At 53.6% G+C, this 25523-nt stretch carries 25 protein-coding genes; 13 read left to right on the forward strand and 12 right to left on the reverse strand.

Annotated features, from left to right (window positions below):
• Positions 1–166: 166 nt before the first annotated feature.
• The 11 genes from O3S68_RS22620 to O3S68_RS22670 all read left to right on the forward strand — a co-directional run bounded on the left by O3S68_RS22620 (position 167) and on the right by O3S68_RS22670 (position 12459).
• Positions 167–1024, forward strand: coding sequence for a GPO family capsid scaffolding protein (locus O3S68_RS22620; RefSeq protein WP_269232590.1), 858 nt, complete (start codon positions 167–169; stop codon positions 1022–1024).
• A 36-nt stretch (positions 1025–1060) separates the two neighbouring features.
• On the forward strand, positions 1061–2881 hold the full coding sequence (locus O3S68_RS22625) for a phage tail tape measure protein (RefSeq protein ID WP_269232591.1): 1821 nt from the start codon (positions 1061–1063) through the stop codon (positions 2879–2881).
• Between the two features lie 13 nt (positions 2882–2894).
• Entirely contained in the window at positions 2895–3371 is a 477-nt protein-coding gene (locus O3S68_RS22630) for a phage tail protein (protein WP_269232592.1), read from the forward strand.
• The gene (locus tag O3S68_RS22635) at positions 3371–4522 is read left to right on the forward strand and encodes a phage late control D family protein (protein WP_269232593.1); all 1152 of its coding nucleotides are present in this window, start codon (positions 3371–3373) and stop codon (positions 4520–4522) included. Before O3S68_RS22630 ends, O3S68_RS22635 begins: the two co-directional genes overlap by 1 nt.
• A gap of 80 nt (positions 4523–4602) precedes the next feature.
• Positions 4603–4821, forward strand: coding sequence for a DNA-binding transcriptional regulator (locus tag O3S68_RS22640; protein WP_088237039.1), 219 nt, complete (start codon positions 4603–4605; stop codon positions 4819–4821).
• A 92-nt stretch (positions 4822–4913) separates the two neighbouring features.
• On the forward strand, positions 4914–6713 hold the full coding sequence (locus O3S68_RS22645) for an LTA synthase family protein (RefSeq protein ID WP_269232594.1): 1800 nt from the start codon (positions 4914–4916) through the stop codon (positions 6711–6713).
• A gap of 301 nt (positions 6714–7014) precedes the next feature.
• Entirely contained in the window at positions 7015–7899 is an 885-nt protein-coding gene (gene fieF / locus O3S68_RS22650; protein ID WP_020455946.1) for a CDF family cation-efflux transporter FieF, read from the forward strand.
• A gap of 202 nt (positions 7900–8101) precedes the next feature.
• A complete protein-coding gene (gene pfkA / locus O3S68_RS22655; RefSeq protein ID WP_017459651.1) occupies positions 8102–9064 on the forward strand; it encodes a 6-phosphofructokinase in 963 nt (320 codons plus the stop codon).
• Between the two features lie 147 nt (positions 9065–9211).
• Complete coding sequence (locus O3S68_RS22660) at positions 9212–10201, forward strand: sulfate ABC transporter substrate-binding protein (RefSeq protein ID WP_020455947.1); 990 nt, start codon at positions 9212–9214, stop codon at positions 10199–10201.
• Positions 10202–10322: 121 nt separating this feature from the next.
• Positions 10323–11081 carry a CDP-diacylglycerol diphosphatase gene (locus O3S68_RS22665; RefSeq protein WP_269232595.1) on the forward strand — a complete coding sequence of 253 codons (759 nt, stop codon included), beginning with the start codon at positions 10323–10325 and terminating at the stop codon, positions 11079–11081.
• 73 nt (positions 11082–11154) lie between these two features.
• Positions 11155–12459, forward strand: a complete 1305-nt coding sequence (locus O3S68_RS22670) for an SLC13 family permease (RefSeq protein WP_020455949.1) — start codon at positions 11155–11157, stop codon at positions 12457–12459.
• Between the two features lie 40 nt (positions 12460–12499).
• Here O3S68_RS22670 and tpiA read toward each other — a convergent pair whose 3' ends face one another.
• Together tpiA and O3S68_RS22680 are read right to left on the reverse strand one after the other, a co-directional pair.
• Positions 12500–13267, reverse strand: a complete 768-nt coding sequence (gene tpiA, locus O3S68_RS22675) for a triose-phosphate isomerase (protein ID WP_017459647.1) — start codon at positions 13265–13267, stop codon at positions 12500–12502.
• A gap of 107 nt (positions 13268–13374) precedes the next feature.
• Positions 13375–13974 carry a YiiQ family protein gene (locus O3S68_RS22680; protein WP_269232596.1) on the reverse strand — a complete coding sequence of 200 codons (600 nt, stop codon included), beginning with the start codon at positions 13972–13974 and terminating at the stop codon, positions 13375–13377.
• Between the two features lie 113 nt (positions 13975–14087).
• On the opposite strand from O3S68_RS22680, the gene O3S68_RS22685 reads away from it, so the two are divergent.
• Positions 14088–14507 (forward strand): DUF805 domain-containing protein, encoded by a 420-nt coding sequence (locus O3S68_RS22685; RefSeq protein ID WP_020455952.1) that lies wholly within the window; start codon positions 14088–14090, stop codon positions 14505–14507.
• Here the strand turns inward: O3S68_RS22685 and fpr are convergent, their stop codons facing one another.
• The 4 genes from fpr to O3S68_RS22705 form a co-directional block, all read right to left on the reverse strand.
• Positions 14508–15254, reverse strand: coding sequence for a ferredoxin--NADP(+) reductase (gene fpr, locus O3S68_RS22690; protein ID WP_269232597.1), 747 nt, complete (start codon positions 15252–15254; stop codon positions 14508–14510).
• A gap of 96 nt (positions 15255–15350) precedes the next feature.
• On the reverse strand, positions 15351–16361 hold the full coding sequence (gene glpX / locus O3S68_RS22695; RefSeq protein ID WP_269232598.1) for a class II fructose-bisphosphatase: 1011 nt from the start codon (positions 16359–16361) through the stop codon (positions 15351–15353).
• Positions 16362–16467: 106 nt separating this feature from the next.
• Complete coding sequence (gene glpK / locus O3S68_RS22700; RefSeq protein ID WP_020455954.1) at positions 16468–17976, reverse strand: glycerol kinase GlpK; 1509 nt, start codon at positions 17974–17976, stop codon at positions 16468–16470.
• 21 nt (positions 17977–17997) lie between these two features.
• Positions 17998–18846, reverse strand: coding sequence for an MIP/aquaporin family protein (locus O3S68_RS22705; RefSeq protein WP_017459641.1), 849 nt, complete (start codon positions 18844–18846; stop codon positions 17998–18000).
• A 495-nt stretch (positions 18847–19341) separates the two neighbouring features.
• Here O3S68_RS22705 and zapB point away from each other — a divergent pair, with 495 nt between their 5' ends.
• Positions 19342–19587, forward strand: a complete 246-nt coding sequence (zapB, locus tag O3S68_RS22710) for a septal ring assembly protein ZapB (RefSeq protein ID WP_086873298.1) — start codon at positions 19342–19344, stop codon at positions 19585–19587.
• Positions 19588–19759: 172 nt separating this feature from the next.
• Here the strand turns inward: zapB and rraA are convergent, their stop codons facing one another.
• The 6 genes from rraA to cytR form a co-directional block, all read right to left on the reverse strand.
• Positions 19760–20245, reverse strand: coding sequence for a ribonuclease E activity regulator RraA (gene rraA / locus O3S68_RS22715; protein ID WP_020455956.1), 486 nt, complete (start codon positions 20243–20245; stop codon positions 19760–19762).
• 92 nt (positions 20246–20337) lie between these two features.
• Positions 20338–21267, reverse strand: a complete 930-nt coding sequence (gene menA / locus O3S68_RS22720) for a 1,4-dihydroxy-2-naphthoate polyprenyltransferase (RefSeq protein ID WP_269232599.1) — start codon at positions 21265–21267, stop codon at positions 20338–20340.
• Between the two features lie 66 nt (positions 21268–21333).
• A complete protein-coding gene (gene hslU, locus O3S68_RS22725; protein WP_020455958.1) occupies positions 21334–22665 on the reverse strand; it encodes an HslU--HslV peptidase ATPase subunit in 1332 nt (443 codons plus the stop codon).
• Between the two features lie 9 nt (positions 22666–22674).
• Entirely contained in the window at positions 22675–23205 is a 531-nt protein-coding gene (gene hslV / locus O3S68_RS22730; protein WP_020455959.1) for an ATP-dependent protease subunit HslV, read from the reverse strand.
• A 92-nt stretch (positions 23206–23297) separates the two neighbouring features.
• Positions 23298–24320 (reverse strand): cell division protein FtsN, encoded by a 1023-nt coding sequence (gene ftsN, locus O3S68_RS22735; protein WP_072051649.1) that lies wholly within the window; start codon positions 24318–24320, stop codon positions 23298–23300.
• A gap of 94 nt (positions 24321–24414) precedes the next feature.
• On the reverse strand, positions 24415–25440 hold the full coding sequence (cytR, locus tag O3S68_RS22740) for a DNA-binding transcriptional regulator CytR (protein ID WP_045512302.1): 1026 nt from the start codon (positions 25438–25440) through the stop codon (positions 24415–24417).
• Between the last annotated feature and the right edge of the window lie 83 nt (positions 25441–25523).

The raw sequence follows: 25523 nt of genomic DNA on the forward strand, positions 1-25523 counted from the left end.
CCGTTGTTGGTACACGGCAAGGCTACTTAAGCGGGAGCGGCGATTCGCTAAGGTGCTGATGTGTCGCGGGCAAGCCATCCGTGACTGATGGCGAACCAACGGACGAGCCGGGAAACTACCCCCTGACAAAACGTGATCCTTTCTCACACAATCAGGACTCCTGACGATGGCAAAAAAAGTATCAAAATTCTTCCGTATCGGCGTCGAGGGCGACACCTGCGACGGGCGCATTATCAGCGCGTCGGATATTCAGGAAATGGCCGACTCATTTGACCCGCGTGTCTATGGCTGTCGTATCAACCTCGAACACCTGCGCGGCCTGTTGCCGGATGGCGCTTTCGCCCGTTATGGCGATGTGGTCGAACTGAAAGCGGAGAAAATCGAAGATGATTCCGCGCTGAATGGCAAGCTGGCGCTGTACGGCAAAATTGCCCCGCTCGACACGCTGGTCGATATGGTGGCGAAAGGCCAGAAGGTTTACACCTCAATGGAAATTCAGCCGAACTTTGCCAACAGCGGCAAGTGTTATCTGGTTGGCCTGGCGGTCACTGATGACCCGGCAAGCCTCGGCACTGAATATCTGGAATTCTGCCGCACTGCGAAACACAACCCGCTTCAGCGTTTCAAATCCAGCCCGGAGAATGTTTTCTCTGTTGCCACCCTCGCCGAGCTGGAATTCGAAGACCAGCCCGAAACCCTGCTGAACAAGCTGAGCGATTCCGTAAAGGCGATTTTCAGCCGCAAACAGACCAGCGATGACGCGCGTTTTAACGACGTGCACGAAGCGGTGACCACTATCGCCGAACGTGTGCAGACCAGCGAAGACAGCGCCGGTGCGCGTTTTGCCTCACTGGAAACGGAGCTCGCCGCGCTTAAGCAAAGCGTGACCGACGAGGCCGCAAAAAACAGCGCACAGTTCAGCACGATCACCGCCACCCTGGACAAAACCCCCAGCCAGACGCAGCCGCGCCGGAAACTGAGCACCGGCGGCGATGGCGCGGACGCAACCCTGACCGACTGCTAACCGGCCTCCCTTTTTAAGAACAGGAATACAGAGAAAATGCGTAAAGAAACCCGTTTTAAATTTAATGCGTATATGAGCCGCCTTGCAGAGCTGAACGGCGTCGGCGTCGAAGACCTCAGTAAAAAATTCAGCGTTGAGCCGTCGGTAACGCAGACGCTGTTTGACAAAATCCAGCAGTCTTCTTCCTTCCTCCAGCAGATTAATATGGTCGTGGTGCGCGAGCTGACCGAGGAAAAAGTCGGCATCGACGTTAACGGCACGATTGCCAGCACTGCCGACACGGCAAACGGTGACGAGCGTAAGACTGCCGATTTTTCGAAAATGGACGCTTTCCTGTCGATGACGATGAATAAAACCGCGACGGACTTTGACGGGCTTAACGATGCGCTGACCTACGCCGCACCGGTCGCCAAAAATGCCGGGGTCAGTATCGAGCAGGCCGCCGCGATGGTGGGGGCATTGCATGACGCGAAAATCACCGGGTCAATGGCCGGTACGGGGAGCCGCGCGGTGATCACCCGTCTGCAAGCGCCAACCGGCGAAGCGTATAAAGCGATTAAAGAGCTGGGTATCAGCACCGCGGATAAGAAGGGAAACACCCGACCGATATTTGCCATCCTCAAAGAGATTCAGGCCAGCTTTGAAAAAAACAAACTCGGCACCGGCCAGCGCGCCGAATATATGAAAACGATTTTCGGTGAGGAAGCCAGCTCGGCGGCGGCGGTGCTGATGTCTGCCGCCTCGGGCGGAAAGCTTGATGCGCTCACCGCTGCGTTTAAAGCGTCTGACGGCAAGACCGAAGAACTGGTCAAAGTCATGCAGGACAACCTCGGCGGCGACTTCAAAGAGTTCCAGTCGGCTTATGAGGCGGTCGGGACTGACCTGTTTGACCAGCAGGAATCGTCCCTTCGCAAACTGGTGCAGACAGCGACCGGCTACGTACTGCAACTTGACGGCTGGATCCAGAAAAATCAGGGACTGGCGCAAACCCTCGGCGTGCTGGCCGGGGTGGCAACTGCCGTGATTGCCGTCATCGGCGCTATCGGCCTGGTTGCGTTTCCCGTTATTTCGGGCATCAACGCGATTATTGCGATTGCCGGTGTGCTCGGGACGGTCTTCAGCGTCGTGGGCGGTGCGATCATGACGGTACTCGGTGCGCTGACGTGGCCGATTATCGCGATTGGTGTCGCCATCGTCGCCGGTGCCCTGCTTATCCGCAAATACTGGGAGCCTATCAGCGCCTTTTTCAGTGGTGTCATTGAGGGGCTCACGGCGGCCTTTGCGCCGGTCGGTGAAATGTTCTCACCGCTTAAACCGATGTTTGACTGGCTGGGCGAAAAATTAAAGGCGGCGTGGGACTGGTTTAAAAACCTGCTTGAGCCGGTCAAATCTTCACAGGAGCAGCTTAATTCCTGCAAGGATGCCGGTATCGCGTTTGGTCAGGCGCTGGCTGACGCGCTGATGTTGCCGCTCAAGGCGTTCAACAAACTGCGATCCGGTATTGAATGGGTGCTGGAAAAACTCGGCGTGATTAACAAGGAGTCTGACGGTCTTGACGAGAAAGGCGAAAAGGCCAGCCAGGCGAAATCCCGGTCGGAACAGCCAGGCAATGCCACGCCGCCGGGGTCGTATTACCCTCTCACCTCTTCGTATGGTGGCTATCAGGCCTATCAGCCGGTGACCGCGCCCGGTGCCGGTAAAGCCTATAACGACAACCGGCAGAGCACATACAACATCACACTGCAAAACGGCGGCGCACCCGGTGGTGAGCTCGGGAATCAGTTACGGGATGCCGTGGAGCGCGCCGACAGGGAAAAACGCGCCCGCGAACGCGCTGACATGAGAACAGACGGATAAGGGGAACAGAAAAATGATGCTGGCTTTGGGGTTGTTCGTTTTTATGCGTCAGACACTGCCGTTTCAGAATATGCAGCGCGATGCGGAATACCGCTGGCCGTCTAATGCCCGCGTGGGTAAACGTGACGCTTTTCAGTTTCTCGGCGTGGGCGAGGAGAAAATTACGCTCGGCGGTGAGCTTTATCCCGAACTGACGGGCGGCCATCTGTCCTTAACCGCGCTCCGGCTGATGGCCGAGGATGGTAAGGCATGGCCGTTACTTTCCGGCTCCGGGATGATTTACGGCATGTTTGTTATCAACAGCATCAGCGATACCGGCACCGAGTTTTTTTTCGATGGTTCTCCGCGAAAAATCAGCTTTACGCTGACATTAACGCGGGTCGATGAATCACTCGCGGCGGTGTATGGCGATCTGAGTAAACAGGCCGAAACCCTCGTCGGTAACGCGAAAGACGCGGCAACAAAATTAACTTCAACGCTGGGGTTCTGATGTCCGAAATACTCTATAGCAAGGCGGGGAGTTCCCTTGTTCCCGACTTTATGCTGAAACTCGAAAGCAAGGATATTACCGGCAATATCAGCGCCAGACTGATAAGCCTCACCATGACCGACAACCGGGGATTTGAAGCCGATCAGCTTGATATCGAGCTCGACGACGCCGACGGGCTTGTCGCCCTTCCGGTGCGCGGTGCCGTGCTGACGCTCTGGCTTGGGTGGAAAGATTCGGCGCTGGTGAATAAGGGCAGTTTCACCGTTGATGAGGTTGAGCACCGGGGCGCGCCGGATACCGTGACCATCCGCGCCCGCTCGGCTGATTTTCGCGGGTCGCTGAATTCGCGCCGGGAAGAGTCCTGGCACGATAAAACGCTGGGGGCAATCGTTGAGGCCATTGCGGCACGGAACAAATTAACCGCCGCTGTTGCGCCGGAACTGGCAAAAATCCCGCTGCCGCATATCGACCAGGCGCAGGAGTCCGACGCCAAATTTCTGACACGGCTTGCTGACCGCAACGGCGGCGAGGTATCCATCAAAGCCGGTAAGTTACTTTTTCTGCGACCGGGTAATGCCGTTAACGCCAGTGGTAAGCCGATTCCCCAGGTGACGATCACCCGCAGCGATGGCGACCGGCATCAGTTTGCGATCGCTGACCGGGGCGCTTACACCGGCGTGACGGCGCAATGGCTCCATACCAAAGAGCCGAAGCCGAAAAAAGTGAAGGTGAAGCGCAAGCCTAAAGAGCAGCATCTGCGCGCGTTGCAGCATCCCAAAGCAAAGGCAAAAAAGAAGGAGGCCAAAGTCCCCGAGGCGCGGGAAGGTGAATACATGGCCGGTGAAGCGGATAATGTTTTTGCGCTGACAACCGTGTACGCCACAAAAGCCCAGGCGGTACGGGCTGCGACGGCCAAATGGGACAAACTACAGCGCGGCGTTGCTGAGTTCTCAATAAATCTCGCGGTCGGGCGCGCCGAGTTGTACCCGGAAACGCCGGTGAAAGTCTCGGGCTTTAAGAGCGTCATAGATGAGCAGGCATGGATAATCAGTAAGGTGACCCACAGCCTCAATAATAATGGCTTCACGACGGGCTTAGAGCTTGAGGTAAGGCTATCAGACGTTGAGTACGAAGCAGGTGAGGATATATAGATTTTTATTTATATCTTTTTGTTTTATAAGGTTTTATTTGTTAAAATTGAAGCGTCAGTTAAACCGTTGAGGTGCTCACTATGTTTCATTGCCCGTTATGCCAGCACGCCGCACATGCGCGCACCAGTCGTTACATGACAGAGACCACTAAGGAACGTTACCATCAGTGCCAGAACGTAAATTGCAGCGCGACCTTTGTGACGCTGGAGTCCGTGCAGCGTTATATTGTTAAGCCCGGAGAAGTAAAACCGGTCAGACCGCATCCTACCTCGTCAGGGCAGCAAATTTTGTGGATGTGAGTAAAACCCCGCAATTGCGGGGTTCGTTTATGGTAACAAATATATATTTTTGAATTTTTCAGTGGAAAAATAATTCAAGGGGTGTGGGGGACATGAGGTCTAGTTTTAAAGGTGTTGATGTCACTAAAGTCAGTCTTGGGATGCTCAAAAATATCTTTGTTGAATTGTTGTGCATTTTTGTTATTGTCATTTTTATGAAAGAATTTCTTGGGATTACTGGCGATAGTCCTTATGGTATAAATCTTTATGAAGTAATTAGAATTTTATGGCGGTCAGCGCCAGTTATTTTTTTATATCTCGTTTTTCGGTTGTTCGGTTTAAGAGTTATTTTTTCTTTGTATATCATTGCCTTGGTTTTTGGTCTGCTCTCTTTTATTAATGAAAAAAAACTAGCCCTCACCGGTCAGCCACTTTCATATAATGATATTGTTGCTGGCTCAAATATTTCTCTGGCGTCTAAATATCTTTCTTCTAGCAATATATTGCTCTGTGTTGGTGTGATTCTGACCGGAATACTTATGTTATTTTTAGATAGTAGACTAAAGATTCATAAAGCCAGTAAGACAGTTGTAAGCTTACTTTTAATACCTACTATGCTAATGGCTTTTTCAGCCTATTCTAGTGCTTTTAAAGTACTGCCTGACTGGTTGGTTGAAAAGGTTAGCGTTCTCACTAATAAATACGATGTTTATTACGTTTCATGGGATTGGCCGGGTAATGTGAAACGGCATGGCTTACCTCTGCATCTGATTCAAACCAGCCTTCGCTTATCAGTCCCGGATTTACATAAAGACGAATTGAATAACTACTATTCTTTACGTGACCAGTATATTAAAGGTGAGCCAAAGAATAAGACGGTAATATTTATATTGTGTGAGTCATGTTGGTATGATGATAACAACTTCAAAGACCTATATCAGCCTTTAATGGATAATGGCTTTACTGCAATGCGAGCAACTTCTCCGCACTATGGTGCTGGTACGGCAAATATAGAGTTTGAAATGTTAACTGGATTGCCAAGCACTAGTAAGCATCTTTCAGGCATTATTTACCAAGAATATGTTGATACATTCAAGGACAATGCTGATTCCTTTGCTAGTGTTTTAAAAAGGAAAGGTTATATTACATTTGCTGCTCATAACAACAGTCGGTCATTTTGGCGAAGAGACGATGTTTATCGTAAGTTTGATTTTGATGAGTTTGTTGATATAACCCAAATGGGTGATGTGCCGGTCGATATTGCAAAAAATAAGAAACCTTGGCAGTGGCAAGCAGATGATATTTTACTTTACCGTTCAGCGTTAAAAAAATTGCGTGAGAGACAGGGGCAACCACTTTTTATGAATCTCATTACCATGGGTACTCACGGCCCTTACCAATATCTAAATGATTCTGGCGAAACAGTCTATAAATACGAAGTTGCTGAATCAATTTCTCGATTAACAAGTTTTGCTCAAGAGGTTCAACGGGTCGATAAAGATGCAGTTATTATCGTCTATGGTGATCATAAGCCTGCGCTTAACAAATATTTCTATGAACATAATGTTATGCCTCATGATATATTTTCGACTGTTGGAGATAAGGATGAGGATTTTAACTTTAAGCTCAGTGCCTCTCCTTTGGACTTTGGTGATGTACCAGTATTTGTCAAATCTAACGATAAAAGTGCTGTTTCGGAATTTTTACAGCATGCAAATAATAAGCCATACTTTTGTGTAGCTGCGCTTGTGGATAAGTATTTTGTAAACTCGGGGATGTTCGCCGTTAATTACACTCAGCACCATGGTTGCCAGAATCCAATATATACTGACTATAGCGGCTATCAGTCTCTGATAAATAGCGTCCCCTCATGGGTTTACGCGGCATCGTTGTTCGATAATATACCTCAATAAGTTTTTGGGAGTATGAGCCGTTTGGCTAATACTCCCCCTACCTCGTCAGGTCAGCAAATTTTGTGGATGTGAGAAAAGCCCCGCCATTGCGGGGCTTGTTATGTGTCGATGTGGTCAATGTGTGGACATTGAAAGAAACAAATCCTTTTGTTTCATGATGATAGTGATGATGCTAAAACACCATCCCTGTCTTCCCCCACACGATGTGGGGGTTTTTTGCCCGCAATTCCACTGCTTAATTTTCCCATTGCTGTTGCCTGCCTTTCGTTATAATCCCTGCTGGATCCAGGCAGGAGCGTTTATGAATCAATCCTATGGGCGTTTGGTTACCCGGGCAGCAGTTGCGGCGACCGTCATGGCGTCGTCACTGTTGATCATTAAAATATTCGCGTGGTGGTTTACCGGTTCGGTCAGTATTTTGGCGGCGCTGGTTGATTCGCTGGTAGATATCGCCGCGTCGCTAACCAACTTGTTAGTGGTACGCTATTCGCTGCAACCGGCCGATGAAGAACATACATTCGGCCACGGAAAGGCGGAATCGCTGGCGGCGCTGGCACAAAGTATGTTTATTTCTGGTTCGGCGTTGTTCCTGTTTTTGACCGGTATTCAGCACCTTGCTAAACCTGAACCGCTTCGTGATGCTGGCATTGGTATTACGGTCACGCTGATCGCGCTGTTTAGTACTGTGATCCTTGTCACTTTTCAGCGCTGGGTCGTGCGGAAAACCCACAGCCAGGCGGTGCGGGCGGATATGCTTCATTATCAGTCTGATGTTATGATGAACGGCGCAATTCTCATCGCGCTGGGTCTCTCCTGGTATGGATGGCATCGTGCAGATGCATTGTTTGCGCTGGGTATTGGCAGCTATATTTTGTATAGCGCGTTACACATGGGGTATGACGCCGTTCAGGCATTGCTGGACAGAGCCTTACCCGACGAAGAGCGACAGGAAATTTTCACCATTGTCACCTCCTGGCCGGGCGTCAGCGGCGCTCACGATCTTCGCACGCGGCAGTCAGGGCCGACCCGCTTTATTCAAATACATCTGGAAATGGAAGATAACCTGCCGCTCGTTCAGGCGCATCTTATTGCTGAGCAGGTAGAACAGGCGATTCTGCAACGTTTCCCGGGTTCTGATGTGATAATCCATCAGGATCCTTGTTCGGTAGTACCTCAAGGACGATAAGCACGTAGAGGCTTTCGTATTTCGTTGTAAAAAAGTGAGCCAGACCAACTTTTTGTGTATAAATTACCGCCATTTGGTCTGACCTGAATCAATTCAGCAAGCTGGGATTGATATACTATTTGCAGCATAGTTGTTCGCTCCCACAGGGGAGTCGCTTCGGGCCACAGAATTTTATTTTGCATTCCTAAGTTCAGAGGTAGTCATGATTAAAAAAATCGGTGTGTTGACAAGTGGCGGTGATGCGCCAGGCATGAATGCCGCGATCCGCGGTGTCGTCCGCGCAGCATTGACAGAAGGTCTGGAAGTGGCAGGTATCTATGACGGTTACCTCGGCCTGTACGAAGACCGCATGATCCAACTTGACCGCTATAGCGTGTCCGACATGATCAACCGCGGCGGCACATTCCTCGGCTCCGCCCGCTTCCCGGAATTCCGTGAAGAGCATATCCGCGCCGTGGCTATTGAGAACATGAAAAAACGCGGTATCGACGCGCTGGTGGTTATCGGCGGCGACGGTTCCTATATGGGTGCTAAACGCCTGACTGAAATGGGTTTCCCGTGCATCGGTCTGCCGGGCACCATCGATAACGACGTTGCCGGTACTGACTACACCATCGGTTACTTCACCGCGCTGCAAACCGTGGTTGAAGCCATCGACCGCCTGCGTGACACCTCTTCTTCTCACCAGCGTATCTCCATCGTTGAAGTCATGGGGCGCTACTGTGGCGACCTGACGCTGGCAGCGGCGATTGCGGGCGGTTGCGAGTTTATCGTACTGCCGGAAGTGGAATTCAACCGTGAAGACCTGGTAGCAGAGATCAAAGCGGGTATCGCCAAAGGTAAAAAACACGCCATCGTGGCGATTACCGAGCATATCTGCGATATCGACGAGCTGGCGAAGTACATCGAAAGCGAAACCCAGCGTGAAACTCGCGCTACCGTTCTTGGCCATATTCAGCGCGGCGGCTCTCCGGTACCTTACGACCGCATTCTGGCTTCCCGTATGGGTTCTTATGCGATCGAGCTGCTATTGCAGGGCTACGGCGGTCGCTGTGTCGGTATTCAGAACGAAAAAATGGTACATCACGACATCATCGACGCTATCGAGAACATGAAACGCCCGTTCAAAGGCGACTGGCTCGACTGCGCGAAAAAACTCTACTAAGTGCAAAAATGCCCTCAATAGCGAGGGCGTTTTTTTATCCCCATTTATTCTCCAAAGTTATAGCCAATCTTTTTTTATTCTTTAATCATTGGATGCCTTTCTGGCAGTCTGACGACATCAAAATCGATAACTTTAAGAGAGCGGGCGATGAATAAATGGGGCTTGGGGATTACATTACTGCTGGCTTCCACCAGCGTTCTGGCAAAGGATATCCAGTTACTAAACGTCTCTTACGATCCAACGCGTGAGCTGTATGAGCAATACAACAAAGCCTTCAGCGCGCACTGGAAACAAGAGACTGGCGACAACGTTGTGATTCGTCAGTCCCATGGCGGCTCCGGCAAACAGGCAACATCGGTTATCAACGGTATCGACGCCGATGTGGTAACTCTGGCGCTGGCCTACGATGTTGACGCGATTGCAGAACGTGGCCGTATCGATAAAAACTGGATCAAACGCCTGCCAGACAACTCCGCTCCGTACACCTCGACCATCGTTTTCCTGGTGCGTAAAGGCAATCCGAAACAGATTCATGACTGGAACGACCTGATTAAACCGGGTGTTTCGGTGATCACGCCGAACCCGAAAAGCTCCGGTGGTGCGCGCTGGAACTACCTGGCGGCCTGGGGTTATGCGCTGCATCAGAACGGCGGCGATCAGGCAAAAGCGCAGGAGTTCGTCAAAGCGCTGTTTAAAAATGTAGAAGTGCTGGATTCCGGTGCGCGCGGTGCGACCAATACTTTCGTTGAGCGCGGTATCGGTGATGTACTGATTGCGTGGGAAAACGAAGCGCTACTGGCAACCAACGAACTGGGCAAAGACAAATTTGAAATTGTCACCCCGAGCGAATCTATTCTCGCAGAGCCGACCGTCTCCGTTGTCGACAAAGTGGCAGAGAAGAAAGGCACTGAGAAAGTAGCGGAAGCCTACCTGAAATATCTCTACTCGCCGGAAGGTCAGGAAATCGCCGCGAAGAACTTCTATCGCCCGCGTGATGCGCAGGTGGCGGCGAAATACGCCAGCGCGTTCCCGAAACTGAAACTCTTCACCATTGATGATGTGTTCGGTGGCTGGACGAAGGCGCAAAAAGAGCACTTCTCCAACGGCGGTACGTTCGACCAAATCAGTAAACGTTAATCTCCCCAAACGCCCTCGTAAGAGGGCGTCTTCTTTTCTGTCTGCGTAAAATCCAGGATTTTCAACTTGCCGGGCAATTTGCGCTATCATTCCGGTTCTTTCAGCAAAGGAAGCGGAAAAAATGAAAACAGTGCGTCGCGTCGTCATTGTTCTGTTGGTGCTGGCCTTACTGGCAGCGGCGGGAGCGTGGTTGTGGTTTAAAAACAGCGGTAACCCGGATGGGCTGCGCCATATCGTTACCGAACAATGTTTACCAAACATGCGTGAGCATAACTCGCCAAAACCCTGCGCCCAGGTGAACCTGAAAGGCGGCTATGTGCTGATGAAAGATCGCAATGGGCCGCTGCAGTTTTTGCTGATGCCAACGTACCGCATCAACGGCACGGAAAGCCCGTTGCTGCTGCAACCGACAACGCCCAACTTCTTTTGGCAGGCGTGGCAATCCCGCGATGTGATGAGCAAACTGCGTGGCAGCACGGTGCCGGACAACGCCATCTCCTTAACCATTAATTCACGCTCCGGGCGCACACAGAACCATTTTCATATTCATATCTCCTGCCTGCGTCCTGATGTGCGCACGCAACTGAATGACAATGCCGCACGTATCAGCAGCCAGTGGTTGGCATTTCCGGGGGGGCTGCTCGGTCATCAATATTTAGCGCGCCGCGTGACGGAAGCGGAGCTGGTGCAACGCAGTCCGTTTTTGATGCTGGCAGAAGAAGTGCCGGAAGCAAAAGCGCATATGGGCCGCTTCGCGCTGGCATTGGCGCAGCAGGCCGATGGCTCGTTTGTGCTGCTGGCCACCGAGCGTAATCTGTTAGCGCTTAATCGCGCATCGGCAGAGGAAATTCAGGATCATCAATGCGATATCCTGAAATAACCCCACCATAATTCACGTTTACTCCGCCTGCCTGTCACCGTAGACTTGCTGAAAAAAACTACAGGAGACAGGCATGTCGCTCTGGTTTTCTCACCCTCTGTTCCTTCCCTCTGTCATTGTCGGCATCACTATTGTGCTGTGGGCCACCTCGTTATTGCCGGAATTTATCACCGCGCTGCTGTTTTTTACGGCGGCGATGGTGGCGAAAATTGCTCCGCCGGAGGTGATCTTTGGTGGCTTCGCGTCATCGGCTTTCTGGCTGGTGTTCAGCGGGTTCGTGCTCGGTGTGGCAATACGCAAAACCGGGCTGGCGGATCGGGCGGCGAGAGCGTTATCGGCAAAGCTGACCGACTCATGGCTGCAAATGGTCGCAAGCGTCGTACTGCTCAGTTACGCACTGGCGTTTGTGATGCCTTCGAACATGGGGCGCATTGCGCTGTTGATGCCGATCGTCGCGGCAATGGCGGCGCGCGCGGGTATTCACGAAGGCACCCGTTCGTGGTACGGGCTGGCGCTGGCGGTCGGTTTTGGCACTTTCCAGTTATCGGCAACCATTTTGCCCGCTAACGTACCAAACCTGGTGATGAGCGGCGCGGCAGAAGGCTCTTACGGCATTCATCTTAACTATGTGCCTTATCTGCTGCTGCATACGCCGGTGCTTGGCATTTTAAAAGGGCTGATCTTGATTGGCCTTATTTGCTGGCTTTTTCCCGGTCAGCCACGTGCGCCCCGCGAGCAAGCCCCTTCTGAACCGATGAGCCGGGCAGAAAAACGGCTGGCGTGGATGCTGGCGGTGGTGCTGACGTTGTGGGTTACCGAAAGCTGGCACGGCATCGGGCCTGCGTGGACGGGGCTAGCTGCCGCCTGCGTGACGCTGCTGCCGCGCGTGGGGTTTATCACGGGTGATGAATTTTCCAGCGGCGTGAACATTCGCACCTGTATCTATGTGGCGGGAATTCTTGGCCTGGCGATTACGGTGACGCAAACCGGGATCGGTAGCGCCGTTGGTGATGCGCTGCTGCATGTGATGCCGCTCGATCCGGCGCGGCCGTTCACCAGTTTCCTGGCGCTGACCGGCATTACCACCGCCCTGAATTTTATTATGACCGCTAACGGCGTACCGGCGCTGTTTACTACGCTTGCGCAGAGTTTTGCCGACGCCACCGGTTTTCCGTTGCTGTCAGTGATCATGATTCAGGTGCTGGGATATTCCACGCCGCTGTTGCCGTATCAGGCGTCGCCGATTGTGGTGGCGATGGCGCTCGGCAAAGTCCCGGCGAGATCGGGGATGCTGCTCTGTCTGGCACTGGCAGTGGTGACGTATCTGGTGTTATTACCGCTGGATTACGCGTGGTTTAGCGTGCTGGGGAAATTGTGAGGTAAAACCCTCTCCCTGTCCGGGAGAGGGTAAAACAGAATTACGCCTGTTTTGCAGCTTCTGCCGCTTTAACGATCACCGCAAAAGCGTCCGCTTTCAGGGATGCGCCGCCAACCAGTGCGCCGTCGATATCCGGCTGGGTGAACAGCTCTGCTGCGTTGCCAGCGTTAACGGAACCGCCGTACTGAATGATCACTTGTTCAGCCACTTTCGCGTCGGCTTTTGCAATGTGGTCACGGATAAATTTGTGAACAGCCTGTGCCTGTGCCGGGGTCGCGGATTTGCCGGTACCGATAGCCCAAACCGGTTCGTAGGCAATTACCGCGCCTTCGAATGCCGCAGCACCCTGCGTTTTCAGCACGGCGTCGATCTGACGTGCGCATACTTCTTCGGTTTTACCGGCTTCGTTTTCTGCTTCGGTTTCACCGATGCACAGAACCGGCGTCAGACCCTGCGCTTTCAGCACGGCGAATTTCTTCGCGATCAACTCGTCGGATTCTTTGTGGTAAGTACGGCGCTCAGAGTGGCCGATGATGATGTATTTCGCGCCAATATCTTTCAGCATTTCGGCAGAGGTTTCGCCGGTGAATGCGCCAGACAGGTTAACGTCAACGTTTTGCGCGCCCAGTACAATGTGGCTGCCATCAGCGGCGTGTTTGGCCAGATCGAGGTACATTTCCGGCGGAGCGATTGAGACAGCACAACCCGTTACGCCAGCCAGCTCGGTACGCAGGTTTGCAACCAGTTCGTTTACCATGTGGCGGCTGCCGTTCAGTTTCCAGTTACCCATCACTAAAGGATGTCGCATTTTTACTCTCCACGCGCTTGGCGAATTAAGGAATATGGCCGCCCCTCAGGGCAGCATGGTCTGTGAAACAGTATAGAGATTCATCCCCTGAAAGGCTTTGCTTTTTGTCATTTATTGTTCTCTTCCAGCGAATCAGATAGCGTCAGCTTAATCGGTTCAACAGCGAAGGTCAGCCCTTTTTCACCGTTGTCTGCTACCACATAGCGAATCGCGCCTTCCGTTTCGGCGTAGTAAGGTTTGTTTTTGCCGTTAGTCAGCAACTTTTGCAGCTTTTGCGTACTCTGTGCGGCGGTTAACGTCGGTGAAAAGGCGCGGATAAACGCCGCCATATACTCCTGAGCTTTTGCTTTCGCCGCTTTTTGCTCCGGACCTTGCACCGGCAGCCAGGTTATCTGCATCGATTTGATTTTCAGCGTACCGCGCTCCAGCGCCGTCGAGGCGTAGAGGTAATCATTGATTTTCGTGGCTGCGCGCGTCAGGTTCGCCTGATCGCCCCGGCTATCTACCGCGCGAAATTCACTGAGCGCCAGCGTCGGGTTATCGGTGTTGAATTTTTCGCGAAACTGACTAATCGACTGATCAAATGTCGGCGCGCCCGGCAATAAATAGGGCGCAGTGGTGGCGGTCGACGGCTCTTCTGCATGAACCGGTATGCTGAAAACCAGCGCGGAAAAGAGCAGCCAAATGGGATAACGCCATGCTTTCATTCACATCGCCCTCTGTTGAGTTTGCTCACGATTAAAACGATATCGGGCTGGCTTGTCAAAAACTCCCGCCGCCAGGGTAAACTACGCGGCACTACGATAATAAGGAACCTTACATGGGCATACAGCAGTGGTTGTTCTCTTTTAAAGGGCGCATTGGGCGTCGCGATTTTTGGGTCTGGATGATCCTCTGGCTATTGAGTATGACGGTGCTGTTCACGCTCGCCAACGGCGGCATGCTCGATTTTCAGATGGCGGCATTTATCCTTGTGTGCCTGATCTGGCCGACAACCTGCGTGATGGTAAAACGTCTGCATGACCGGGGGCGTCACGGCGCGTGGGGTTTTTTGCTGGTGCTGGCGTGGATGCTGCTGTCGGGCAACTGGCAGGTACTGGGCGGTACGCTGGAGTGGACGGTGGGGCGTCTGATCCCGGTGGTGATTATCGTCATGATGGTTATCGACCTGGGCGCATTTGTGGGCACCCAGGGGGAAAATAAGTACGGCAAAGAGACACTGGATGTGAAATACCGCTGATCACCAGTAGTGTTCGGCGGTGATATGCCCGGGGCGGCGGCGCAGGTGTTTTGCCATCTGGCGGGTATCTTTCAGTAACTGTGTGGTATCGCGCACCATTTGCGGGTTGCCGCACAGCATTACATGGCTGGTTTCGGCGTTCAACGCCAGCCCAACGGCCTCTTCCAGCGCACCGCTTTCAATCAGCGCCGGAACGCGCCCGGTCAGCGAACCGGAAAGTGTCTCCCGGCTAACCACCGTCTGGATCTTAAGCTTCCCTTCGTAGCGTTTTTGCAGCTCCAGCATCAGCGGCAAATAACTTAAATCCGCCGCGTAGCGCACCGCATGTACCAGCACCAGTTTTTTGAAACGTTCCAGATCTTTGCCTTCCTGCAAAATCGACAAGTACGGCCCAATCGCGGTGCCGGTTGCCAGCATCCACAAGGTGTCGCAGTCCGGCACTTCTTCCAGCACGAAGAACCCCGCCGCTTCGCTCACCAGTAACACCTCGTCTCCCGGCTGGAGTGCGGCCAGGCGCGGGCTAAGTTTCCCTTCCGGCACGGTGACAAGGTAGAACTCCAGATCGGGATTGCTCGGGGCGTTCACGTATGAGTAGGCGCGCTGGACGCGCTCGCCGTCAATTTCCAGCCCAAGTTTGGCGAATTGTCCGGCAGTGAAGGGGTGAACGGGGGCATGAACGGTGAGGCTGAATAGCGCATCGGTCCAGAACTGCACCTTTGTGACTTTTCCTGTTACCCAGTCCGCCATGGTTTTCTCCTGTTCTGTAGCGTTGCCTTATCTTCGTGTCTGTCGTGCGAGATTTCCAGCCCGTGAAGGCCGGAAAGCTCAATTGAACAAATACCCTTATAGTATATGACGCTGCACTTCCGGGTCTTTACGATCCAGATAGTGAATAGACTGAATACGGCGAATGGTGCGCGATTTGCCGCGGATCAGCAGCGTTTCGGTGGTGGCGATATTGCCCTTACGGGTGATGCCGTCCAGCAGGTCGCCTTTGGTAATGCCGGTAGCGGCGAAAATAACATTGTCGCTGCGCGCCATTTCATCCAGACGCAGCACATTGCCCGCTTCAATGCCCATGCCGCGGCAGCGTTTTAATTCATATTCGCCAATACGACGGTTCTCTTCGTTATCGCCTTTCACCTGATGGCGCGCCAGCAGGCGGCCCTGCATATCGCCATCAAGCGCGCGGATGACCGCCGCGGAAACCACACCTTCCGGCGCACCGCCAATGCCGTACAGGACATCCACTTCGCTATCCGGCATACAGGTGAGGATGGAGGCGGCAACATCGCCATCGGGAATCGCGAAAACACGTACGCCCAGCGCCTGCATCTCGGCAATAGTATCGTCGTGGCGTGGTTTAGCCAGAATGGTGACCGTCAGTTCACTCAGCGGTTTGCCGAGCGCAGCGGCGACATTACGCAGGTTATCGGCCAACGGCAGATTGAGATCGATAGCGCCTTTTGCACCAGGACCGACAATCAGTTTTTCCATGTACATATCCGGCGCATTCAGGAAACAGCCCTTATCGCCGACCGCCAGCACCGCCAGCGCGTTGGCCTGGCCCATCGCCGTCATGCGCGTCCCTTCGATCGGATCAACGGCAATATCGACCGCATCGCCTTTACCGGTGCCGACTTTTTCACCAATAAACAGCATCGGCGCTTCGTCGATCTCGCCTTCGCCAATCACGATGGTGCCGTCTATATCGACATTGTTGAGCATGATGCGCATAGCGTTAACCGCCGCGCCATCCGCGGTGTTTTTATCGCCACGCCCCAGCCATTTGTAGCCAGCCAGCGCTGCGGCTTCGGTCACGCGGGAGAATTCGATGGCAAGTTCTCGTCTCATAACAAACTCTATAGTGAAAGAAATTGAGCGAAGTTTATCACAGCGAGAAGAGGAGGGTTGGTAGAGCAGCCCTCTCTCCGGGGAGAGAGGGCAAGGTTGAGGCTAATTACTCGTCACGCTCTTCCCACGCCATCGCGCGTTTGACGGCTTTTTTCCAGCCGTCGTAGCGGAAGTTACGCTCGGTGGTTTCGATACCCGGGCGGAATTCGCGTTCGATAACCGCTTTTTCCTGCAGCTCATCCAGATTCTGCCAGAAACCAACCGCAAGACCCGCCAGGTACGCCGCGCCCAGCGCCGTAACTTCACGTACTTCCGGACGCTCTACGCGCGTGCCGAGAATGTCAGACTGGAACTGCATCAGGAAGTTGTTGGCAACTGCGCCACCATCCACGCGCAGCGCGTGTAAACGAATGCCGGAATCCGCCTGCATCGCTTCCAGTACATCGCGTGTCTGGAAGGCGATAGACTCAAGCGTAGCGCGAATGATGTGGTTCGCATTGACGCCACGGGTCAGACCGAAAATAGCACCGCGCGCATACGGATCCCAGTACGGTGCACCCAGACCGGTAAAAGCCGGTACTACGTACACACCGTTGGTATCTTTCACTTTGGTGGCGAAATATTCGGAGTCGAACGCGTCGCTGATAAGTTTCATCTCGTCGCGCAACCACTGAATTGACGCCCCCGCCATAAACACCGCACCTTCCAGCGCGTAGTTCACTTCACCTTTCGGACCGCAGCCGATAGTGGTCAGCAGACCATGCTCAGATTTCACCGCTTTCTCACCGGTGTTCATCAGCATAAAGCAGCCGGTACCATAGGTATTTTTCGCCATCCCTTCTTTCACGCACAGCTGGCCAAACAGCGCCGCCTGCTGGTCGCCCGCGATCCCGGCGATAGGAATACGTGTACCGCCTTTACCACCAATGTTGGTCTGACCGTAAACTTCAGACGATTTACGTACTTCCGGCAGCATGGCGCGCGGAATATCCAGCGCCTCCAGCATTTTGTCATCCCAGTCCAGCTCGTGGATGTTAAACAGCATGGTACGCGAGGCGTTGGTGTAATCCGTCACGTGAACGCGGCCCTGGGTCATTTTCCAGATAAGCCAGGTATCAACAGTACCGAACAGCAATTCACCGCGTTTCGCACGTTCGCGGGAGCCTTCAACGTGGTCGAGGATCCATTTCACTTTGGTGCCAGAAAAATACGGGTCAACCACCAGACCCGTGGCGTTGCGCACATACTCTTCCATGCCGTCGCGCTTCAGTTTTTCGCAAATATCGGCGGTGCGGCGACACTGCCAGACGATGGCGTTATAAATTGGCTTGCCGGTTTCACGTTCCCAGACGATCGCGGTTTCACGCTGGTTAGTGATACCGATAGCGGCGATCTCGTCGGAATTGATATCCGCTTTCGCTAACACTTCGACCAGCGTTGAGCTCTGCGATGCCCAGATCTCCATCGGGTCGTGCTCAACCCAGCCTGGCTTCGGATAAATTTGTTCAAACTCGCGCTGTGAGACGCTGATGATGTTGGCGTCATGATCCATCACGACGGCGCGGGAGCTGGTAGTGCCCTGGTCGAGCGCAACGATATATTTTTTGTCAGTCATGGTTATGTTCCCGTAGTCACATTACAGCGAAGCTTTTTGTTGAGTCGTGGAGGCGGTGCCTTTTTCTTCTGCCGCCTCACTGGTTCCAGACGGCAGATGGCGACCAATCAGTTTACGATAACCGAATGCGCCGAGCGCCGCGCCTACGATCGGCCCGAACAGCGGGACGAGGAAGTAGGGAATATCTTTGCCGCCGGTAAAGGCAACGTTGCCCCAGCCAGCAAGCCAGGCGAACGTTTTCGGTCCAAGGTCACGCGCCGGGTTCATGGCGAATCCCGTCAGTGGCCCCATGGATGCACCGATAACCGCAATCAACAAACCGATGAGCAAGGGTGCCAGCGGGCCGCGCGGAATACCGTTACCGTCGTCACCCAACGCCATGATGACGCCCATCAGCACAGCGGTAATCACCATTTCAACGGCGAAGGCCTGCACAAAGTTGATGTGCGGGTTCGGGTAGGTAGAGAAAATACCAGCCAGATCAAGACTTTCAACACTGCCGCGCACCATATTGTGCGTGTGTTCGAAATCGAGGAAAAGATTGTAGTAAAGCCCGTAAACAAGTGCAGCCGCGCAAAACGCGCCGGCAAACTGAGAAATGATGAAGGGAACAACTTTGCGCCCATCAAAACTAGCGAAGAGCCATAATGCAATAGTCACAGCCGGGTTCAGATGTGCGCCGGAAACCCCTGCAGTCAGGTAGATGGCCATCGCCACACCCAAACCCCAGATGATACTGATTTCCCATTGGCCGAAGGTGGCGCCAGCCACTTTCAACGCCGCGACACAGCCGACACCGAAGAAAATCAACAACCCGGTGCCGAGAAACTCGGCGATGCACTGGCCTTTTAAGGTTGATGTCTGACTCATAATCGGATCCTGCAAAAGAGTAATGGTTATTGTTAGCACGGGCGATCGCTCCCCCATGATGTCGTGTAGACATAGTGTTAATTTATCGTTAACGAGCAAAAACGAGAAATATCGAAATTAAAATGTGTGTACTGCGTCAATAAAATGAGCGTTTTCGAGCGCTGAAGCGCGTTTTTGCACCATAGCGAAATGTGAGCTGAATCATTTTTGTAACCCAGGCCTTAACAATTTAGTGGTAGGCGTGCGCGTTGCACCAGGATGAGGACGAAAAGTGTTGCAAAGCGCAAACAGCGCGGCTCTGCGCTGGACAGGGGCTGGTGGGCTTCATACAATCGGGGACAAGCGAGATCCGCTCAATATCATAAGGCGTCGCCGATTTTCGGGACGGGGATTTTTAAAGACACGCATTATTCGGGTTGCAAGAAAGCGGTGACGCACCTGCAACGCGAAGATATTAAGTGTGTATCCATCAGCGCCTTGCAACTCAGGAGAGGTATGACAATGTCATTAGAAGTGTTTGAAAAACTGGAAGCGAAGGTGCAGCAGGCGATTGATACCATCACGCTGCTGCAGATGGAAATCGAAGAGCTGAAAGAGAAAAACAATAGCCTGGCGCAGGACGTACAGTCTGCTCAGCAGAGCCGTGAAGAGCTGGAGCGTGAAAACCACCAGCTGAGAGAGCAGCAGCACGGCTGGCAGGAACGCTTGCAGGCGCTGCTGGGGCGTATGGAAGAAGTCTGATTACGCTTTTCGTGCTGTCGCGGCACTGGCTGCGCGTATTCACCCCGGTAACGGCGTTGCCGGAGAAACGGGCTTAGCTACAGCGCGAAATGGGCAGGGAAAGTACTGCGATGTCGGATAAGTGAAGCGCCATCCGGCAAAAAGAAAAAGGGCACCTGACGGTGCCCTTTTTTTACTCGATATCGAGGGGATCTTCGGAAAGGATAATGCCAGTGCTATCGGCATAAAGATGGTCGCCGGAGAAGAAGGTCACGCCGCCGAAATTGACACGTACGTCGCTTTCGCCGATACCTTCGCCCGCTGCGCCAACCGGAATGGCGGCAATTGCCTGAATCCCAATATCCAGCTCTTCAAGATCGTCTACCTGGCGTACTGAGCCATAGACTACAATTCCTTCCCACTCGTTTTGCACCGCAGTGCGGGCGAGATCCGCGTCGATTAACGCACGACGCATTGAACCACCGCCGTCGACCAGCAGGACGCGACCACGGCCGTTTTGTTCGAGCAGATCGTACAGCAACCCGTTATCCTCGAAACATTTCACCGTGATGATTTGTCCGCCAAACGACGACCGTCCGCCAAAATTGGAGAACAGCGGTTCCACGACGTTGATCTCTTCCTGGTAAATATCACAAAGCTCAGAAGTATCGTATTTCATAGGATTAGCGTTCAGTTGCTGCGAGAACCGTCAGTATATCGCGCATCACGCGCTGTTGGCAAAATCATCAATTGTTCGTTGATATTTATCAGTTAAAGATGCGTTTGACTGAGGATTATTCCTAATACAAACAAGAGATTAGTTAACAGTGCACCTTTTACCGTGCGTTCCAGCATCGGCGGCATAGCGCGCGGGTCGAGCTCGCGCAGCACAAAGCGCGCCTGTTTGATAAGCAGTGGTGCTGCCAGCACAAACAGCCAGCCCCACAGGCTTTGCAGCGAAAGCAGGTTAAACAGCGCAAGGCATAACAGCGCGCCAACCAGCAGGCCAGCATGGTAACGGCGTGCGTTAATTGGTCCTAAACGGACGACAAGCGTATTTTTGCCGTTTTCGCGGTCACTTTCGATATCGCGCAGATTGTTGATATTCAATACCGCCGTCGCCAGCAGACCACAGGCGGTCGCGGGCAGAATAACGGCCGGGATCAGCATATGCGTCTGCAAATACCAGCTACCCATTACGCTTATCCAGCCGAAGAAAAGCAGCACGGAGATATCGCCAAGGCCAAGATAACCGTATGGACGCTTGCCGACGGTGTAGGTAATGGCGGCAATAATCGACAGCACACCGAGCGCAAGGAAACCGATGAAATCCGCCATCGTTTGTGTCGCCGCGGTTACCAGCAGCAGCCCGGAGATACAACTCAGCACGATGACAATCATCAGCGCGCGCTTCATCTGCGCAAGGGAAATGGCGCCTTTTTGCATGCCGCGCAACGGACCAATGCGATCCGGTTTATCGCTGCCTTTGACCGCATCGCCGTAATCATTGGCGAGGTTGGAGAGGATTTGCAGCAATCCGGCGGTGATAAGTGCGAGCACCGCCACCAGCGGATCAAAATAGCCCTGCCACCAGGCCAGCACTGTGCCAACGACAATCGCGGCGAAAGCCAGCGGTAATGTTTTCGGTCGCAGGCTTTCCAGCCAGGCCTGGGTGAGGCTAAGAGATTGCGTTTCGTTCATAAGGTCAGCCAACAAAAATGGGGGCAAAAGCCCCCATCGAGTGTGATGAAAACGTTGTGGCCGGGATTATAAGATAAAACGGCTCAGATCTTCATCTGCCACTAAAGCATCAAGGTGCTTACTCACATAGTCTGCATCAATGGTGATCGTCTCGCCGCCCAGATCGCTGGCGTCATAGGAGATATCTTCCATCAGACGTTCCAGCACCGTATGCAAACGACGCGCACCGATGTTTTCGGTGGTTTCGTTCACCTGCCATGCGGCCTGAGCAATACGTTTGATGCCGTCTTCGGTGAAATCAATGTTTACGCCTTCGGTCGCCATCAGCGCTTTGTATTGTACGGTGACAGACGCGTTTGGCTCGGTCAGGATGCGTTCGAAATCTTCCGTGGTTAACGCTTTCAGCTCAACGCGGATTGGCAAACGGCCTTGCAGTTCCGGGATCAGATCCGACGGGCTGGCAATCTGGAACGCGCCAGAGGCAATAAACAGAATGTGGTCGGTTTTCACCATGCCGTGTTTGGTCGATACGGTGCAGCCTTCCACCAGCGGCAGTAGATCGCGCTGCACACCCTCGCGGGAAACATCCGGGCCCGAAGTGTTACCGCGTTTACAGATTTTGTCGATCTCATCGATAAACACGATCCCGTGCTGCTCAACGGCTTCGATAGCGTCCTGTTTCAGCTCTTCCGGGTTCACCAGTTTCGCCGCTTCTTCTTCAATCAGCAGCTTCATCGCGTCTTTGATTTTCAGCTTACGCGGTTTCTGCTTCTGGCCGCCCAGGTTCTGGAACATGGACTGGAGCTGATTGGTCATCTCCTCCATGCCCGGAGGCGCCATAATTTCTACGCCCATCGGCGCGGCAGCGAGATCGATTTCAATCTCTTTGTCGTCGAGCTGGCCTTCGCGCAGTTTTTTGCGGAAAGACTGGCGCGCAGCGGATGGTTCAGCGGCTTGTTCCGGCTGGCCCCAGTTGTTTTTCGCTGGTGGGATCAGCACGTCGAGAATGCGCTCTTCGGCCATCTCTTCCGCGCGGTAGCGGTTTTTCTCGATCGACTGACTACGCACCATTTTCACTGCCGCATCGGTCAGATCGCGGATGATAGAATCCACTTCTTTCCCAACGTAGCCGACTTCGGTGAACTTGGTCGCTTCAACTTTGATAAACGGCGCATTGGCCAGTTTTGCCAGGCGGCGGGCGATTTCGGTTTTACCGACGCCGGTTGGGCCAATCATCAGAATGTTTTTCGGCGTGACTTCATGGCGCAGCTCTTCATCAAGCTGCATGCGGCGCCAGCGGTTACGCAGGGCAATCGCCACAGAACGCTTCGCCGCGTCCTGGCCGATAATGTGTTTGTCCAGTTCGCTGACAATTTCGCGTGGGGTCATTTCAGACATGGGAGATCCTTACGCTTTATAGGCTAATTCTTCGATGGTGTGGAAGTGGTTGGTGTAGATGCAGATATCGCCTGCAATCCCCAACGCCTTCTCAGCAATTTCGCGTGCGCCAAGCTCGGTGTTTTCCAGCAACGCGCGGGCAGCGGCCTGGGCGTATGGCCCGCCGGAACCGATGGCGATCAGGTCATTTTCCGGCTGGATCACATCGCCGTTACCGGTGATGATCAGCGACGCGGTTTCGTCGGCAACCGCCAACAGTGCTTCCAGCTTGCGCAGCATGCGATCGGTGCGCCAGTCCTTTGCCAGCTCGACAGCCGCTTTCACCAGATGACCCTGGTGCATTTCCAGTTTGCGTTCGAATAATTCAAACAGAGTGAAGGCATCGGCCGTGCCGCCGGCAAAGCCCGCAATGACTTTGTCGTTATACAGGCGGCGAACTTTTTTCACGTTGCCTTTCATTACGGTGTTGCCCAGTGTGGCCTGGCCATCACCGGCGATAACGACATGGCCGTTACGGCGTACGCTTACGATTGTTGTCACGAGCAGACCCCTTGGTTACAAATGCACAATACAGCGCCCCGCACGGTGTACGGGGCAGAATGCAATTATAAATGGGGGGTGTTTTAGGGGTTTCAACCCCCGGCGGCAAGACGGATGCAGTTTGCGTGACCGGCCATTTTCAGGCGGCTGATGGTGGCATCGGCGCTCTCTTTGCCTTTCACCGGGCCCATCACCACGCGATTCCAGCCGTTGTTGCTGGTAATACGCGAGTCGAAACCTTCAAATGCCAGCTGTGCACGTACGGTTTCTGCCTGATCCTGGCCTTTAAACGAACCGCACTGGATAAGCCAGCGGCGATCGTCCTTTTTCTCAGCCGTTTGCGGTTGCGCCTTCGGCGTTTCCACTTCACGCGTTACCGGCGCGGCTTGTTGCGTTTTCGGCTGTGACGCAGCGGTATGCGGCGGCGTTTGCAGCAGATCCTGATACGGTTGCGAGGTGGCCGGTTTTTGCTGCGTTGTGCTTTGCGTCTGGCGCGGCGGTGGCGTGGTTTGCGTAGTACGCGCCTGCTGCTGCACCGGCTGCTCCGTCACGCGCGGTTGCGTGCGCGGCTGCTGTGCTTGTACCGGCTGCGACTGCGTCCACTGCTGTTGCTGCTGTTGCATCTGCACCTGTTGCTGCGCCTGGCGCTGACGTTGCAGCGTTTGCTGGCGTTGCTCCGGCGTCTGTTCGTTCCACGGCACTTCGTTGAGCTGCGTCGGCTGCTGGCGCATGTCGGCCTGCATCTGCGCTAAAAGCTGACGCTGTTCGTCGGTCAACTGCTCCGGTTTTTGCACTTCACCACCGGCCGTCGGCTCGGTTGGCGCTCGTACGCCAGGCTGGCGGCTTTCCAGCTCTTTAATGTAGCGCCAGCGCTCTTCCGGTTTCGGCGGCAGGCCGTTGCCGGTCATTTTCTGGTTTTGCAGTGACTCGGATTCTTCTTTTTTGTGGTGCGTAATAAAGTACAAACCACCGATAAAGGCGACCAGCACGGCGGCCGCAATGGCGACCATAGCTGGAGAGACCGCAGACTTGCTGCGCTGTTTTTTCCTTGAGTTACTCGTCTTTCGCCGCGCAGGAGCCGACTGGCTGCGGCGTACATAATCTCGTTGTGCCACTATCGTTTCGCTGTATTTATTTCGTTTATCAGCCCGCCATGTTACTTAAGCGACGGGGTTTTGACCAGAAGAGGGCGTCTGAAAGGCCGCGCCTTTACTTCAGCGCCCGGGTGCTGCCGCGCAGGATCAATTCACACTCCAGCAAGCGCGAACCGCTGCTTACGTTATGCCCCTGCAACTGCTCCAGCAGCAATAACATGGCTTCGCGACCAATCTGATAACGCGGTTGCGAAACGGTGGTCAACGGCGGGTCGCTGAATTCAGCCAGGGAAATGTTATCAAAGCCGATGATCGATAAGTCGTCCGGTACTTTCAAACCCCGGCGTTTAGCTTGCGACAGGGCGCCAAGCGCCATCACATCGCTGTGACAGAACACGGCCGTTGGCGGCTTCGGTAGCATCAATAACTGATCCAACGCCCGCGCGCCCGCCTCAAAAGTGAAATCACCGCGCGTGATGTAATGCGGATCAACGGTCACGCCAGAGCGGCGCAGCGCCTGAACATAGCCCTGCAAGCGGTAATGGCACAGCGGCATCTCTTCCGGACCGGCGATACAACCGATCCGCTGGTGACCTTGTTCCTGCAAATAGTTAACGGCATTAAAGGCGGCGGTCAGGTTATCAATATGCACCGTCGGCAACTCCAGCTCCGGCGCGAATTCGTTAGCCATCACCATTGGCGGCAAATTGCGTTGCTCTTCAATGCTGGCGTCAAACGGCAAACGCGAGCCGAGCAGCAACATGCCGTCGATTTGCTTGGTGATAATCAGGTCGATAAAGGTTTTTTCCTGCTGATTTTGATGGGCGCAGTCGCCAATCAGCACCAGATAGCCGTGTTCCGCGGCGGTCACTTCAATGCCGCGAATAATCTCGCTGAAAAAGGGATCGCAAATATCCGGCACAATCACCAGCAGTGTGCGTGATTCATTGCGTTTGACGTTGCGTCCCATCGATTGAGGCAAATAACCCACTTCCATTGCCGCTTGTTCCACCCGATTGCGGGTAGCCTGCGACACTTTTTCCGGGTTCATTAATGCACGTGACACAGTTGCCGTCGAAACCTTTGCTTTCATGGCAACATCTTTCATGGTCGCTGCCGCAACCTGATTTTTGGGTTTCACCTTGTTCTCCTCGCATGCACGGCGCAGGCGTTGTCACATTTTTATCAGATAGTTAAGCGCACCGGTTACAGAATTTTCATGAA

Source organism: Kosakonia sp. SOY2, assembly GCF_027109175.1.
In the GTDB taxonomy this organism is placed as follows: Bacteria; Pseudomonadota; Gammaproteobacteria; order Enterobacterales; family Enterobacteriaceae; genus Kosakonia.

Excerpts from the sequence above, each read along its gene's own strand:
- O3S68_RS22625 (WP_269232591.1), top strand. The coding sequence starts at position 1,061 with ATGCGTAAAGAAACCCGTTTTAAATTTAATGCGTATATGAGCCGCCTT.
- O3S68_RS22705 (WP_017459641.1), bottom strand. The coding sequence starts at position 18,846 with ATGAGTCAGACATCAACCTTAAAAGGCCAGTGCATCGCCGAGTTTCTC.
- menA (WP_269232599.1), bottom strand. The coding sequence starts at position 21,267 with ATGAACGAAACGCAATCTCTTAGCCTCACCCAGGCCTGGCTGGAAAGC.
- O3S68_RS22635 (WP_269232593.1), top strand. The coding sequence starts at position 3,371 with ATGTCCGAAATACTCTATAGCAAGGCGGGGAGTTCCCTTGTTCCCGAC.
- O3S68_RS22670 (WP_020455949.1), top strand. The coding sequence starts at position 11,155 with ATGTCGCTCTGGTTTTCTCACCCTCTGTTCCTTCCCTCTGTCATTGTC.
- pfkA (WP_017459651.1), top strand. The coding sequence starts at position 8,102 with ATGATTAAAAAAATCGGTGTGTTGACAAGTGGCGGTGATGCGCCAGGC.
- zapB (WP_086873298.1), top strand. The coding sequence starts at position 19,342 with ATGACAATGTCATTAGAAGTGTTTGAAAAACTGGAAGCGAAGGTGCAG.
- O3S68_RS22680 (WP_269232596.1), bottom strand. The coding sequence starts at position 13,974 with ATGAAAGCATGGCGTTATCCCATTTGGCTGCTCTTTTCCGCGCTGGTT.
- fieF (WP_020455946.1), top strand. The coding sequence starts at position 7,015 with ATGAATCAATCCTATGGGCGTTTGGTTACCCGGGCAGCAGTTGCGGCG.
- glpK (WP_020455954.1), bottom strand. The coding sequence starts at position 17,976 with ATGACTGACAAAAAATATATCGTTGCGCTCGACCAGGGCACTACCAGC.
- O3S68_RS22645 (WP_269232594.1), top strand. The coding sequence starts at position 4,914 with ATGAGGTCTAGTTTTAAAGGTGTTGATGTCACTAAAGTCAGTCTTGGG.
- O3S68_RS22630 (WP_269232592.1), top strand. The coding sequence starts at position 2,895 with ATGATGCTGGCTTTGGGGTTGTTCGTTTTTATGCGTCAGACACTGCCG.
- fpr (WP_269232597.1), bottom strand. The coding sequence starts at position 15,254 with ATGGCGGACTGGGTAACAGGAAAAGTCACAAAGGTGCAGTTCTGGACC.
- O3S68_RS22620 (WP_269232590.1), top strand. The coding sequence starts at position 167 with ATGGCAAAAAAAGTATCAAAATTCTTCCGTATCGGCGTCGAGGGCGAC.
- glpX (WP_269232598.1), bottom strand. The coding sequence starts at position 16,361 with ATGAGACGAGAACTTGCCATCGAATTCTCCCGCGTGACCGAAGCCGCA.
- hslU (WP_020455958.1), bottom strand. The coding sequence starts at position 22,665 with ATGTCTGAAATGACCCCACGCGAAATTGTCAGCGAACTGGACAAACAC.
- rraA (WP_020455956.1), bottom strand. The coding sequence starts at position 20,245 with ATGAAATACGATACTTCTGAGCTTTGTGATATTTACCAGGAAGAGATC.
- O3S68_RS22640 (WP_088237039.1), top strand. The coding sequence starts at position 4,603 with ATGTTTCATTGCCCGTTATGCCAGCACGCCGCACATGCGCGCACCAGT.
- O3S68_RS22685 (WP_020455952.1), top strand. The coding sequence starts at position 14,088 with ATGGGCATACAGCAGTGGTTGTTCTCTTTTAAAGGGCGCATTGGGCGT.
- O3S68_RS22665 (WP_269232595.1), top strand. The coding sequence starts at position 10,323 with ATGAAAACAGTGCGTCGCGTCGTCATTGTTCTGTTGGTGCTGGCCTTA.
- O3S68_RS22660 (WP_020455947.1), top strand. The coding sequence starts at position 9,212 with ATGAATAAATGGGGCTTGGGGATTACATTACTGCTGGCTTCCACCAGC.
- tpiA (WP_017459647.1), bottom strand. The coding sequence starts at position 13,267 with ATGCGACATCCTTTAGTGATGGGTAACTGGAAACTGAACGGCAGCCGC.